This is a genomic window from Pseudomonadota bacterium, assembly GCA_034660915.1.
Taxonomy (GTDB): Bacteria; Desulfobacterota; Anaeroferrophillalia; order Anaeroferrophillales; family Anaeroferrophillaceae; genus DQWO01.
This window is the reverse complement of sequence record JAYEKE010000105.1, coordinates 1-13590: the sequence shown is the minus strand read 5'-3', so window position 1 is coordinate 13590 and position 13590 is coordinate 1. Positions and strand designations below refer to the sequence as shown.

The window sequence follows — 13590 nt, the reverse complement described above, 5'->3', positions numbered from 1 at the left end:
AGTGCACTGCTGTGAGCAAAACCGGGACTGTCCCCGAGCCTTTTGGTTTAAAAGGGGACTGTCCCAGGCTTTTGCGGCGCATGCCGACATTGTTTCATAGTCCGTAAACATCTGGGACAGCCCCCGGCGAAGCTGGGGACAGTCCCGAGTTTACTACTTAAGTAGCGATGCAATGTGCTGAATAGTTACGTTTTTTTCACTTAAAATTACTAAATAAGGAGCAACATGATGACGAAAGAAACCCGTCAATTTGAAACTGAGACTCAGAAATTATTGGATCTTATGATTCATTCACTCTATTCACACAAAGAGATTTTTTTGCGTGAATTGATTTCCAATGCTTCGGATGCGTTGGATACTCTGCGGTTTAAAGCCCAGACCGATCAGGTTTTGCTGGAAGGAGACAACGATTTTAAAATCAGGATTGATGTTGATCCTGAGGCCAGGAGCATATCAGTATCGGATAATGGTATCGGCATGACCCGGGATGAGGTGGTGGAACATATTGGTACCATTGCCAAATCAGGTACCTCTACACTCCTTGAGGCCATGGCCAAAAAAGATAAAGAAGAACTGTCGTCGGATTTGATCGGCCAGTTCGGCGTCGGATTTTACTCAAGTTTTATGGTGGCCGAGCGGGTGGTGCTGACAACCCGTCCAGCCGGTTCCAGTGAAGCAATTCGTTGGGAATCTGCCGGTGGTGGCAGCTATACCATTGAAGATTGTGACCGGGCAGAACGCGGAACCACGGTAACCGTTTACCTTCGTGAGGTAGAAGACGGAGACCAGGATTTCACCAAAGAATGGGAGATTCGTTCAACCGTCAAGAAGTATTCTGATTTTGTTACCTATCCTATCTGTATGGATATTGAACGGGAGGAAGTGCCGACGGACAAAGATGGCAAACCTGTCGAAGATGCCGAGCCGGTGAAGAAGGTAACCGAGGAAACCCTTAATTCAATGAAGCCGGTGTGGAACAAGCGTAAGAGTGAAGTGACGGAAGATGAATATAAAGAGTTTTATCGTCATTTGAGCCATGACTGGACTGATCCTTTGGAAACTATCCACATCAATGCCGAAGGCAAAACTGAATATAATGCCCTGATGTATATTCCTTCCCAGGCGGGAATGGATCTTTTCATGCCGGAGAAAAAATCGGGGATGCAGCTTTATGTCAAGCGGATTTTCATCATGGATAACTGTGAAGAGCTGATGCCGGCTTACCTTCGTTTTATCAAGGGGGTGGTGGATTCTGCCGATCTTTCCCTGAATGTATCCCGGGAAATTCTTCAGCACGACCGGCTGATGACCATGATCAGGAAAAATCTGGTCAAAAAAGTACTGGGGAATCTTAAGGAAATACTGGAAAAGGATCGGGAAAAATACCTGAAATTCTGGCAGGCTTTCGGAGCGGTGCTCAAAGAAGGTATTCATTACGATTTTGACAACCAGGAAGCCCTGAAGGAACTGCTGCTGTTTGCCGGCACGAATGGTGATGAATTGACGACCCTTAAAGAGTATTGTTCCAGGATGCCTGAAGGCCAGAAAGAAATTTACTATATTACCGGCAGCAGCCGGGAGATGCTGGCCAACTCGCCGCACCTGGAAGCGCTTAAAACCAAAGGCTATGAAGTCCTGCTTATGACTGACCCGGTGGATGAATGGGTGCTGCAGGGACTGACCACCTACGATGAAAAACCACTGAAATCCGTTGCTAAAGGGGAAGTCTCCCTGCTCAATGAAGAAGAGAAAAAAGAAGTAGAAGAGAAATTAAAGGCCGATGAGGAACAGTATGCATCCTTGCTGACTTTTCTGAAAAACAATCTGAAGGATAAGGTAAAAGATGCCAAGTTGTCTTCCCGTTTGACGGACAGTGCTGTCTGCCTGGTGGCCGATGAACATGATATGAGCGCCAGTATGGAGCGGTTGCTGCGGGCCGCGGGGCAGGAAGTTCCGGAAACAAAGCGTATTCTGGAAGTAAATCCTCAGCATGAGCTGGTAAAAATCATGTTTGACCTGTACAAGGAAAACCCCAGTGATCCGCGATTGGCTGAATACAGTGATCTGCTTCTAGATCAGGCACTGCTCACTGAAGGTTCCCCCATTGCCGATCCGGTTAAATTCAGTAAACTGGTGGCGAAGCTGATGGTCAAGGCAGCAGGGAAATAGACTGTAGCCGGATTCTCCTTTCGTGAACCAAAACCTTTTATTGCGGCAACACCATAAATGGTGTTGCCGCGATAGCTGTTCCCTGCTTAAGGCCTCTGCTTATTTTACCGGACTAAACCCCATGAATGAAGTGTCATTCTCAGTTTCCGCTTCCAGATACTGAATATTCATTTTGGTGCCAATTTTGATGGTTTCCGGCTTTTTGGCATTAACACCTAAGATCCTGGCATCAATCTTGGGGCCTTCTTCAAGATGAACCACCCCAACGCAATAGGGATTGTCTCTGCCATATCCGAGAGCAATCATTTGTGGTGCACAGACAGTAATGCAGGTGAAAGCTGCCAAATTGCCAATGCCTTTGAATTGATGCCAGGCCATATTTGTTCCACCACAGTTGGGACAAAAAGCCCTTGGTGGGCAATAAAGTGTGTCGCAGTCCTCGCATTTAGATCCCATCAGTTGCTGTTGCCCGATGAATTCGTAAAATGAATGATCATTAAAAGGTTTTGTTTCCATTATTTATCTCCGTTCAAGGATAGTTACTGTACAGGTTCCCCCGGTGCCACCAAGATTGTGTGCCAGTCCAATTTGTAAATCCGGTTGGGGAATCTGGCGTTCACCAGCTTCGTAACGAAGTTGCTTCCAGAGTTCCACCATTTGCGCCGTGCCGGTTGCTCCTACTGGATGCCCCTTACATTTCAGGCCGCCTGAAGTGTTGATGGGCATGATTCCATCAAGGGCAGTCAGGTTATCATTGACTGCGTGGCCTCCCTGACCGGGAGCGAAAAAGCCCAAGTCTTCCGTATGGATGATTTCGGCAATGGAAAAACAGTCGTGGACTTCCGCAAACTGAATATCGCTAGCGCTCATGCCGGACATGCCGTAAGCTTCCTGGGCGGCATATTTAGTGGCCTCGAATGAGGTGATTTCTGGTGAAGCATGAAAACCTCGGCCACTTCCCTGGCCGATACCGGCGACATAAAGTGGTTTGTCGGTGAATTGAGTTGCCATATCAGCTGCTGTCAGCAATAGACAACTGCCTCCATCGCTGATGGGGCAGCAGTCAAACAGGTGCATGGGCCAGGCAACCATGGGATTGACTTGCGGGTCTCTGAGGAAATCTCGTTCATCACTCCATGAAGGAACTGACATCTCCTTACGTTTAAAAGAGGCGGCCTTTTTGTTCATCAAATCCCTGACCGTCAGGGGGATCTGCCCTTTAGGATTCAGCGGCGCATTATTATGGCTCTTGATAGTGACCCCCATCAACTGTTCCCGGGAGGCACCAAACGCAGCAAAATAGGCAGTTGCCACGGCTCCGAAAATTCCCGGAAAGGTAAAGCCTGCTAGGGCTTCATAGGGCATGGTGCCAAGTGCCAGCCCTTCAGCCACCTGCTCTGTGCTACAGGCTGACATCTGTTCAACGCCGCCCACCAGCACCATATCGTACATCCCCGAAGCTATGGCAAAAACGCCTTCGCGAAAAGCCAGGGCACTGGAGGCGCACGCTCCTTCAGTGCGCGTTGCCGGACGTGGTGCCAAACCAATAATGTCAGAGATGATGGGTCCCCAATGAGCTTGATGGGTGAAAAAATCATTGGTGAAATTTCCCAGATACAATGCCTCAACTTCTTTGAGATCGACTCCTTTATCAACTGAGTCTCGCATTTCTAAAAAAGCTTCAAGGAATAAATCTTTGGAATTCTTCTCAGGAAAGAGGCCGAATTGGGACATGCCGGCACCGACTATGGCCACCTCACGCCCTAGTTTTTTTCTTTTACTCATCATAAATCCTTTTCCAATCAGATGATTTTGCGATCCTTACCTTCCCAGTAAGAATCGCGTAAAACTCTCTTTAAAATTTTGCCATAATTATTTTTGGGCAACTCATCGGTAAAATCAACCGATTTTGGTTTCTTGTAGGCGGCCAGGTTATCCCTGCAGAACCTGATCAGCTCTTCGGCACTTGCCTTCTGGTCGGGAATAAGGGCCACTACTGCCTTGATTGCTTCACCCCATTTGGGATCAGGTATGCCGAAGACTGCGACTTCGTGTACCGCCGGGTGGGTGAGCATGACTTCTTCGATTTCCCTCGGGTAGACATTTTCCCCGCCGGTGATGATCATATCTTTGGAGCGATCCATCAAAAACAGATAGCCCCGTTCATCCATGTAGCCGATGTCACCCGTATGAAGCCATCCATTACGAATGGTCTCAGCGGTAGCTTCGGGATTGCGCCAGTAGCCCTTCATCACCAAATCTGATCTGGTGACGACTTCACCGATTTCTCCCGGCGGCAATTCCTGATCCTGAGCATCAAAAATCTTCACTTCCACATCGGTTCGCTCAATACCGGTTGATGAGAGACGTTTTTCCTGCTCCGGGGTCCCATTACGAAGATGGTCACGTTGAGGCAAATAGGTAATCGTCATCGGCGATTCACCCTGGCCATAAAGCTGCACCAGACAGGGACCAAGTTTTTGCAGAGCCAACTTAAGATCTTCCGCATACATTGGGGCCCCGCCATAATTAAGACATTTCAGAGAGCTGTGGTCGTAGCGGTCAACAGCTTCACTTTCGACTAGTAATTTGATCATTGTCGGGGCGGCAAACATATTGGTAATGCGATATTTTTCAATGGTTTGGAAAACCAGTTCCGGATCGAATGACTTGGAATCAAGGATAACATTGGTGGCTGCTTTAGCAATATTCGGCAGGCCGTAAATACCGCTGCCATGCGAGAGTGGGGCCGCATGGAGAATGGCGTCATCAGGACTCAGAGGAGCCATGTCAGCATAGAAATTCATGATCATGGCCAACATGTTGCGGTGGGTCAGCATCGCCCCTTTCGGCATCCCGGTAGTGCCAGAAGTATAAAAAAGCCATGCCAAGTCGTCGGGGTCAACGGAAACATCACTCCAGTTTGGGTCGGCTTCGCTAAGCAGACTTTCATAATCTTCGAAATCGCCGGTCGCATCTTTGGTGGTTATAATCAGTTTGACCTTCGGCATACGTTTTTTGACTTCGACCAGAGACTCATTAAACTCAGATGAGATGATTACAGCCCGGGCTTGGGAATGGTCGATGATAAAAGCACATTCTTTGGGATGGAGGCGAAAATTAATGGGCACGGCGCCGATGCCGGTTTTGAAACAAGCGAAGATAGACTCCAGGGTTTCCGGATAGTTATATTGGAGGATGGCGACATTATCACCGCGCCTGAGACCCTGGCGGGACAGCGCATTGGCTAGCCGGTTGGTCCGCTCGTTAAACTGGGCATAGGTAAAACATCGTTCACCATGGATGATGGCCGGTTTGTCAGGATAGGTGCGCGCCGATTTACTTAACAGAGTTCCGATATTCACTGTATTCTCCTGCTAAAAAATATAGTTTTATCATGCCATTACCCAGCCGCCGTCGACATTCAGTACTTGGCCGGTGATGTAGTTGGAGGCCGCGGAAGCTAAAAAAAGCACCGCATCGGCCATGTCTTCGGGGGTGCCCCAACGGGCGATGGGTAGTCCCTGAACACTGTAATCAAATCCCTTGGTCATTTCTGTTTTGCAGGCTCCGGGGGCAATGGCGTTAACGTAGATTCCATCTTTTGCGATATCCTTGGCTAACCAGCGGGTTAGTGATAGAACTCCCCCCTTGGCAGCGGCATAGGCCGGGCCCGAGCGGCCGCGCAGCATTTCTGGACTGTCATCAAATTTGGAAACGGCGCCACCGATAATACCGGAAATGGAGCTGACGTTAACAATCTTGCCGTGACCACGATCACGCATATGAGGGTAGATGGCCTGGATGCAAAGGAAGGTTCCCCGCATGATAATATTACACACTCGATCCCAGGTTTCCACAGGTGTATCAATCAGCGAATCACGATGGACGATGCCGGCATTGTTGACCAGGATGTCAATATGACCCATCTTTTCAATGGCGGTAGCGGCAAGGTGTTGAATGTCTCCAGGTTTAGAGATATCAGCTTTAACATAATGGGCCGAACGTCCCAAGGCTGTAACCTTAGCTACTGTTTCATCCCCGGGGATGATATCGCTTATTACTACTCCGGCTCCGGCTTCAGCCAGGGCCAAAGCGATACCGGCGCCGATACCCCGGGCGGCCCCGGTGACAATAGCGTTTTGTCCCGTAAAAGCGTATTTATTGTTTTCCATAATAACCATTCCTTTCTACTACAAAAAAATCCATTCTGATCATAATGATCGCGCAGCGACCGTTATGTTTTTTTATCGATAGGCTACGGCCGGCAGCCAGAGAACCAGTTGTGGCCAGATAATAATGAGGCCTAGACCAATGAGTTGCAGGATGATAAAAGGGATTACCCCTTTGTAAATATCACCCAGGGTTACTTCTGGAGGACAGATTCCTTTCAGGTAGAATAATGCAAAGCCTACTGGTGGGGAAAGGAAAGATGTTTGTAAAGTAACGGCAATCAGAATAACGAACCAGACGAGAGTTGGATTATCAACAACACCGTAGCCGTTTATCGAAAGTCCCAGGTTTTGAACTACAGGGGCAACGAGTGGCAGAACAATGAGGGTGATTTCAATCCAGTCAAGGAAAAAGCCAAGAAAAAAGACACAAAAGAGGATAAAGAACATGACGCCATAAGGACCGAAAGGTAACGACGTCAAGATTTTTTCAATAAACTCATCGCCTCCCAAACTTCGGAGGACCAGGGCGAAAGCGGTTGCCCCGATGAGAATGCCATAAATGTATGCGGTGGTGTTGTAACAGGCTTTGGTAACTTCCTTTAGAACTGTCCAATTGAATTTTCGATTGGCAGCGGCCAGCAGGATGGCTCCCAAAGCCCCAACCCCACTGGCTTCAGTGGGGGTTGTTATGCCGGCAAAAATCGAGCCCAGTACGGCCAGGATAAGCAGGGCAGCAGGGAGAATGTCTCTGACGATATCCCAGAGCATACGCCATTGTAAAGGTTTACGTTCCGGATCCAAAGGTACTTTGTCCGGTTTGATCAGACCGTAAATCAGTATATAGGCAATATATAAAAATCCCAGGATCAGACCGGGGAAAACGGCACCCATAAAAAGATCACCGACCGAAAGAGCCATTTGATCGGCCATGATAACCAGCATAATACTGGGTGGTATCAAAATCCCCAGGGTTCCGGATCCGGCTACTGTTCCGACGGCAAATGTTTTTGAATAGCCTTGATCCATCATTGCCGGAATGGTCAATAACCCCAACAATACTACTGATGCGCCGACAATACCGGTTGACGCAGCCAAAATAACACCAATCAGACAGACGGTAACGGCGAGGCCACCATGAACCTTGCCAAAAAGGTTCTGCATCGATTTCATCAACTTTTCGGCAATGCCTGAGCGATCCAGCATCAGGCCCATGAAGATAAACATGGGCAAAGCAACCAGAACCCAGTTATACATAAGTCGGTAAATGCGATTGATGTTCATACTGAACACCAGATAATTAATCCCCGTAAAGGCGCTGAGATATTGATCGGCTAACATTCCGACTAACGTAAAAATAACCGCAGTACCACCCAGAACCCAGGAGATCGGAAAACCGGTAAACATCAGCCCGATGAAGGTGACAAACATTGAGATGACCAAATAATCAGCAACTTCCATTTATAATCTCCTCAGGGTGGCAATGGTACGGACTAGCCGGGAAAGAGCCGCCAGGATAAGAAAGCCAAAAGCGGTCGGCATAACTGCTTTGATGGCCCAGCGCCAGGGCAGCCCCTGCGGCTGCATTGAGCTTTCGTTAAGCCGCCAGGCTTCGTGGACAAAAGGTAAGCTTTGGTAACAGATAAGGGTAGCAAAAGGCAGCAAGAGGAAAAGAATCCCGAAAATATCGAGCCGGCATTGAGCTTTGGCGGAGAGTTTTTCATAAACCAGGTCCATCCCCACGTGTGAATCGGTCATAACGGCATAGGAGAGACCGAACATGAAGGCCACGGCATAAAAATGCCACTGAAGTTCTTCCAGGATTATCAGTCCGTGGCCAAAACCGTAACGCAAAATAACCTGAAGAATGATTAGCAACATGACAACGACATTGGCCCACATCATGATATTGCCGACACGGTTGATGGTTGCATCAATTTTGTCACTGAATCGGTTAGGCGTTTCTGCAGTCTGCCTGTTCATGGTTGAAAAATTCCTGTTGATGGATGGTTATGGTTAATGGATGATGAAGAGCGGAACGCTCATCATCATCCATTTTAATTTTGCGGATGAAGAATTATTTGTTGGCTGGTTTGGGCCGAGGCAGAAAACCGTAATCCTTCCAGACTTTGTATTCCGATCTAAAGCCCTGGAGGTCCTCCCACACTTTCTTGAAAAAAGCATCCTTACCCGACATCTCAACCGCTACTTCTTCCCAGGCTTGTTTAAAGGCCGCCAGCATGTCATCAGACCAGTACATGTTCTTAACGCCGTGTTTTTTTTCGTTCTCCAGCATGACTTTGTACTGAATTGATTCAGTCCAGGCCATGGTATTCAGAGTGCTGGCTTTACAGAGGACTTCAATCAGACTTCTCTGTCTCTCACTCATTGCGTTCCAGACATCCTTGTTGATCAGGAGCTCAAAAAGTGTTGCCTGCTGATGCCAGCCAGGGAAATAGTTGTATTTTGCAATTTTGTAGAAACCGAGTTTAGTATCAATGGCAGGCATTGAAAATTCACTGGCTTCAATAGCTCTTTTTTCGAGGGCGGCAAAAATCTCGCCACCGGGAATCGTGGTTACTGAAGCCCCTAGTTTTTGCAGTGCTTTACCTCCGAGGCCGAAAAAGCGGATCGGCAGGCCTTTGAAATCTTCAAGAGTCTTGATCTCTTTTGTATACCACCCAGACGTTTCCGGAGGCAGAACGCCACAGAGCAGAGCTTTAACATTCATCCCGCCTTCATCATACATTTCCTGCCACAATTTCATGCCGTTACCATAGTAAATCCAGGCCAGATACTCTGTGGCTTCAGGCCCGAAAGGTACAGCGGTAAAGAATGAAGCGGCGGGAAATTTTCCTTGCCAGTAACCGGAAACGCCGTAACAGGCGCTGACTTTGCCGGCATTAACTGCATCGAGCATTTCAAATGGAGGGATCAGTTTTCCGGGTTCATAGATCTTTATTTTAAGCGTATTGTCACTGAGTAGAGCAGCTCGTTCAGCCATCCATATAATTGTTGTTCCCAATCCGGGAAGTTTTGAAGGATAGGCCATAGGAACTTTTAATAATACCGGTTTTTCCTTAGCTTGAACCGGGGTTGGGCTAAAGCTGACAAAAGCAATGACAACAAAAAAACAGATGACAAAAATGGATATGCGCTTCATAATCTCCTCCTGATATATTTATAAGTTGAAGATGAAAAATACTTTAGCTCAATAACGCGGGTTTCCACCTCCTCCTTTCTTTGCCCGGTTCTGATTTTTTTGATTGTTTTATCAAGCTGGTCTGTATTGCGCGATTTATGGGCTAGCAGGATGTCCAGCCTCCATCAATGCTCAGTGCTTGACCAGTAATGCATTGAGCCTGGTCGCTGGCCAGATACAGTGCAAGTGATGAGAGTTCATCAGTGCTCACCAGCTTTTTCAGGGGTTGGTTTTTTAGTAACACCTGTTGAGGAACTTCATCCTCGCTAATTTTGTATTGAACTGCCAGGTCTTTTATCTGTTTCTTCACCAACGGAGTAAGTACGTATCCTGGACAGATTGAATTGGCGGTTATGTTCCAGTCGGCAAGTTCACACGCCATGACTTTGGTGAAACCGATAATGCCATGTTTGGCGGCCACGTAAGCGCATTTCCAAGGTGATGGAGCCTTTCCATGGGCTGATGAAATATTGATTATTCGTCCCCATTGTTTTTCTTTCATGTAGGGAACACAGGCTTTAGTGCAAAGAAATGTCCCGGTTAACATCACGGAGATAAGCTGATTCCATTTTTCCAGAGGGAACTCTTCTATTTTGCTGATGAATTGGAGACCGGCGTTATTGACAATGATATCCGCTGAGCCGAAGGTTGAAACGCTTTTTTCCACCATCTCGTTGACGTTGTCTTCCCTGGACACATCACAGCCAAATGAAAAAGATTGCCCCCCTTGGTTGGTAATTTCTATGGCAGTGTTTTCTGCTGTAGTGTCATTCAGATCGGCAACAACCACTTTGGCTCCATTTTTTGCCAGATGTAAGGCGATGGATTTTCCAATGCCGCTGCCCGCTCCAGTAACAATAGCTGTCTTGTTAATAATCATTCTTTCTTCTCCGCATATTGCTTTTACTTTGACAAAAACCTCAGGTCAGTTGTTTTTATCCATTCTAAAACAGGATTAGGAAGATGATTGCAAGTGTTGTTCCTTTATGAGAATGAAAGATGATTTATGACTTTGATTTTTTTTAAGTGCTTAATATGATTTTATAAAATAAATTGTATGTTTAATGATTAAGGTGAATAGCTATTTTATCTCTTGCAAAAAAGGCCATCATTAGTTATTGATAACTGTCTGTTAATTACTATATGAATTAAAAACGCTACAGGTTTTGCCATGGATATTACCAAGAGGCAATCTCACACCGTCTTGCCCCAGTTGACAGAAGGTTTTTATAAAGCTTTGCTGGACAATATGCAAATTGGGGTTATTGTCAGTGATGCGGCTGGCCACATTGTTTATCTCAATGAAACGTATGCTAGATTTCTTGGTATTGATGTCGTTGCGCAGATCGGTAGACACGCCACTGAAGTGGTGAAAAATTCAAGATTGCACATTGTTGCCCAGACAGGCCAGAAAGAGATTAACTACCCGCATGAATTTAAGGATAAGAGTTTTGTTGTTCACCGGGTGCCGATTCGTGAAGGGGATACGATCGTTGCCGTTCTGGGCCTGGTGCTTTTCAGTGGTGCTGATATTGTCAAGCGGTTGGCGACCCAATTGTCACATCTGCAGGCTAAGCTGCAGATGTATGAAAGTGAACTGCAGACTCTGCATGGTACCCGCTATACTTTTGATAGTATTGTCGGGGCCAGTGCTGCTATGAATCGGCTTAAAGAGGAAGCTTTAAGAGCCACAGTGAATGATTTCCCCGTCCTTATTACCGGGGAATCAGGGACCGGTAAAGAGATGATTGCTCAGGCAATCCACGCCGACGGCGCTCGCCGTGCTTATCCTTTTGTCAGGGTAAATTGTGCTGCCATTCCGCGGGAACTTTTTGAGGCGGAATTATTCGGTTATGAGAGGGGGGCTTTTACTGGGGCCGATCGTCGGGGTAAAGCTGGTAAATTTGAGCTTGCAAACAAGGGGACAATTTTTCTTGATGAAATAGGTGATTTGCCCCTGGAGACTCAACCCAAGCTACTTAGAGTACTTGAAATGAAAGAGTTTGAACGAGTGGGTGGTAATCAGTTGATTCATTCTAATTTTCGCATTGTAGCCGCTACTAACCAGAATCTAGAACAGAAAGTGACTAACGGGAGTTTTCGGGCAGATCTTTTCTATCGTCTTAATGTTATTGCTTTAGAATTACCACCACTAAGGGAAAGAAAAGAGGACATTATTACACTTGCACGTCATTTCATTCGCTGTTCGGCAACTGGGATGACAACAGAAAAGTTGATGGATCATGCTGCGGAACAACTGTTAATTGATCATCACTGGCCTGGTAATGCTCGGGAATTACGTAATGTAATCGAACGGGTTCTGGTTGCAGATGGTGGCAGATTAATTACTATAGATGACTTGCCTTTTTATCTGCAACCCCAAGTACAAAAAAAGTTTGGTACACGAAAAACTTCGACTTTGAAAGAATACTTGAGAGCAGCAGAAGCACATGCCATTCAAGAAGCATTGACAGAGGCTGATAACAATAAAAGCCAAGCTGCCCGTAGGCTAGGAATTCACCGGACCTTACTTTATCAAAAAATGAAAAAACTGGGTATTAAATGAAATCCGATATCGGAATTAGCCTGAATCATGTATTAAATATGCTACATCCTCTGTCATCGGCAATGATTGGAATTGAATATTTCTCATGATAATACTCCTACCCGCCCTACACTAATTTTTCAAGGGGTAGGTGTCTCACCTTCATTGTCACAGAGGGTTCGCCAGTTTAAAGGCAAGAATGAAAATGAAAATTGACATCCTTCAGGTCGGGTGTGTATAATACGCATTATGAAGAGTGGGGAAATTATAAAAAGACTGAAACAGGACGGGTGGATTCTCCATCATGCCAAAGGAGATCATCACCAATTTAAACACCCAGAAAAATCTGGCAAGGTCACAGTTCCTCATCCCAAAAAAGACCTCCCGATCGGCACGCTCCGAAATATCTTCAAGCAAGCCGGTTGGGAATGGAGGTGAAAACATGAGATACCCAATTGTAATTCATAAAGACGAAACATCGGATTACGGAGTTACTTTCCCAGATCTTCCAGGCTGTTTTTCCGCAGGAGATTCCTTCGAGGAAGCAATTATAAATGCACAGGAGGCAGCTGAATGTCATATCGAGGGTATTTTACTCGATTCAGAATCTGTCCCCGTTGCGACAGATATTGAAAAACATAAAAACAATCCAAACTTCAAAGATGGAATATGGGCACTTATTGACGTAGACATCAGCAGACTCTCTCTCAAATCCAAGAGGGTCAATATTACCATGCCGGAAAGACTGTTAAATTCGGTAGATTACTTTGCCAAAAAACATGGAGCGACACGCTCAGGACTTTTGACGCAAGCAGTTACTGAATACATGGCATCGCATCAATGAAAAAATGGCGAACAAAACGCTCCACCTGACCGCTATTCCGCTGCGCTCCATAGCGGCAGGTGAGCTTCGACGTTAGCCCAATCGACAACAAGCTTGCCAAAACTTCAAATATGATCTATAATAAGACCATATTTTAAGCCTAAAATTAGGAGATGACATGGAATCTGTATTGGCTACTTGCTCTGCCAGCATATCGGAGTTAAAGAAAAATCCATCAGCATTGATTGATCAGTCTGAAGGAGAACCAATTGCTATCCTCAACCACAACAAACCAACTGCATACCTAATCCCAGCCAGCACTTATGAGACGTTATTAGAAAAAATCGAAGATTATCAACTGGGATTGATTATCAAGGAACGTCAACATGAAAAAAAATCAGCTGTGGAAGTTTCTTTAGATGAGTTATAAACTGAAATTTCTTCCATCCGCCCTCAAAGAATGGAAAAAACTTGATAGCTCCATTCAAGAACAGCTCAAGAAAAAACTGAAAGGGCGTTTAATTTCGCCACACGTTCCCAGTAGTAAACTTTCCGATTTTGAAAATCATTACAAAATCAAGCTTAGAGCCAGCGGGTATCGCCTGGTTTATGAAGTGATTGATAATGAGATTTCCGTATTGGTGGTTGCAATCGGAAAACGTGAGAAAAATTCAGTTTA

The 13590-nt window shown here is 46.1% G+C and carries 14 protein-coding genes; 6 read left to right on the top strand and 8 right to left on the bottom strand.

Going from position 1 to position 13590, the window contains the following annotated elements; all coding sequences use genetic code 11:
• Positions 1 to 228: 228 nt before the first annotated feature.
• Positions 229 to 2169 carry a molecular chaperone HtpG gene (htpG, locus tag U9P07_06600; GenBank protein MEA2109073.1) on the top strand — a complete coding sequence of 647 codons (1941 nt, stop codon included), beginning with the start codon at positions 229 to 231 and terminating at the stop codon, positions 2167 to 2169.
• Between the two features lie 99 nt (positions 2170 to 2268).
• Here htpG and U9P07_06595 read toward each other — a convergent pair whose 3' ends face one another.
• The 8 genes from U9P07_06595 to U9P07_06560 all read right to left on the bottom strand — a co-directional run bounded on the left by U9P07_06595 (position 2269) and on the right by U9P07_06560 (position 10417).
• Positions 2269 to 2685: a zinc ribbon domain-containing protein gene (locus U9P07_06595; GenBank protein MEA2109072.1), complete on the bottom strand. Its 417-nt coding sequence runs from the start codon at positions 2683 to 2685 to the stop codon at positions 2269 to 2271.
• 3 nt (positions 2686 to 2688) lie between these two features.
• A complete protein-coding gene (locus U9P07_06590; GenBank protein ID MEA2109071.1) occupies positions 2689 to 3957 on the bottom strand; it encodes a beta-ketoacyl synthase N-terminal-like domain-containing protein in 1269 nt (422 codons plus the stop codon).
• Positions 3958 to 3971: 14 nt separating this feature from the next.
• On the bottom strand, positions 3972 to 5534 hold the full coding sequence (locus U9P07_06585; GenBank protein ID MEA2109070.1) for a long-chain fatty acid--CoA ligase: 1563 nt from the start codon (positions 5532 to 5534) through the stop codon (positions 3972 to 3974).
• Positions 5535 to 5564: 30 nt separating this feature from the next.
• Positions 5565 to 6344: an SDR family oxidoreductase gene (locus tag U9P07_06580; protein MEA2109069.1), complete on the bottom strand. Its 780-nt coding sequence runs from the start codon at positions 6342 to 6344 to the stop codon at positions 5565 to 5567.
• Positions 6345 to 6416: 72 nt separating this feature from the next.
• Positions 6417 to 7802: a TRAP transporter large permease subunit gene (locus tag U9P07_06575; protein MEA2109068.1), complete on the bottom strand. Its 1386-nt coding sequence runs from the start codon at positions 7800 to 7802 to the stop codon at positions 6417 to 6419.
• On the bottom strand, positions 7803 to 8324 hold the full coding sequence (locus tag U9P07_06570) for a TRAP transporter small permease subunit (protein MEA2109067.1): 522 nt from the start codon (positions 8322 to 8324) through the stop codon (positions 7803 to 7805).
• Positions 8325 to 8418: 94 nt separating this feature from the next.
• Positions 8419 to 9504: a TRAP transporter substrate-binding protein gene (locus U9P07_06565; protein ID MEA2109066.1), complete on the bottom strand. Its 1086-nt coding sequence runs from the start codon at positions 9502 to 9504 to the stop codon at positions 8419 to 8421.
• A gap of 142 nt (positions 9505 to 9646) precedes the next feature.
• Positions 9647 to 10417 (bottom strand): 3-hydroxybutyrate dehydrogenase, encoded by a 771-nt coding sequence (locus tag U9P07_06560; protein ID MEA2109065.1) that lies wholly within the window; start codon positions 10415 to 10417, stop codon positions 9647 to 9649.
• Between the two features lie 297 nt (positions 10418 to 10714).
• On the opposite strand from U9P07_06560, the gene U9P07_06555 reads away from it, so the two are divergent.
• The 5 genes from U9P07_06555 to U9P07_06535 all read left to right on the top strand — a co-directional run.
• On the top strand, positions 10715 to 12109 hold the full coding sequence (locus U9P07_06555; protein MEA2109064.1) for a sigma 54-interacting transcriptional regulator: 1395 nt from the start codon (positions 10715 to 10717) through the stop codon (positions 12107 to 12109).
• Positions 12110 to 12337: 228 nt separating this feature from the next.
• The gene (locus tag U9P07_06550; protein MEA2109063.1) at positions 12338 to 12526 is read left to right on the top strand and encodes a type II toxin-antitoxin system HicA family toxin; all 189 of its coding nucleotides are present in this window, start codon (positions 12338 to 12340) and stop codon (positions 12524 to 12526) included.
• 4 nt (positions 12527 to 12530) lie between these two features.
• The gene (locus U9P07_06545; GenBank protein MEA2109062.1) at positions 12531 to 12932 is read left to right on the top strand and encodes a type II toxin-antitoxin system HicB family antitoxin; all 402 of its coding nucleotides are present in this window, start codon (positions 12531 to 12533) and stop codon (positions 12930 to 12932) included.
• 157 nt (positions 12933 to 13089) lie between these two features.
• A complete protein-coding gene (locus tag U9P07_06540; protein ID MEA2109061.1) occupies positions 13090 to 13341 on the top strand; it encodes a type II toxin-antitoxin system Phd/YefM family antitoxin in 252 nt (83 codons plus the stop codon).
• Positions 13331 to 13590: type II toxin-antitoxin system RelE/ParE family toxin (locus U9P07_06535; protein MEA2109060.1), on the top strand; the 260-nt coding region annotated here is incomplete at its 3' end. The genes U9P07_06540 and U9P07_06535, both read left to right, overlap by 11 nt.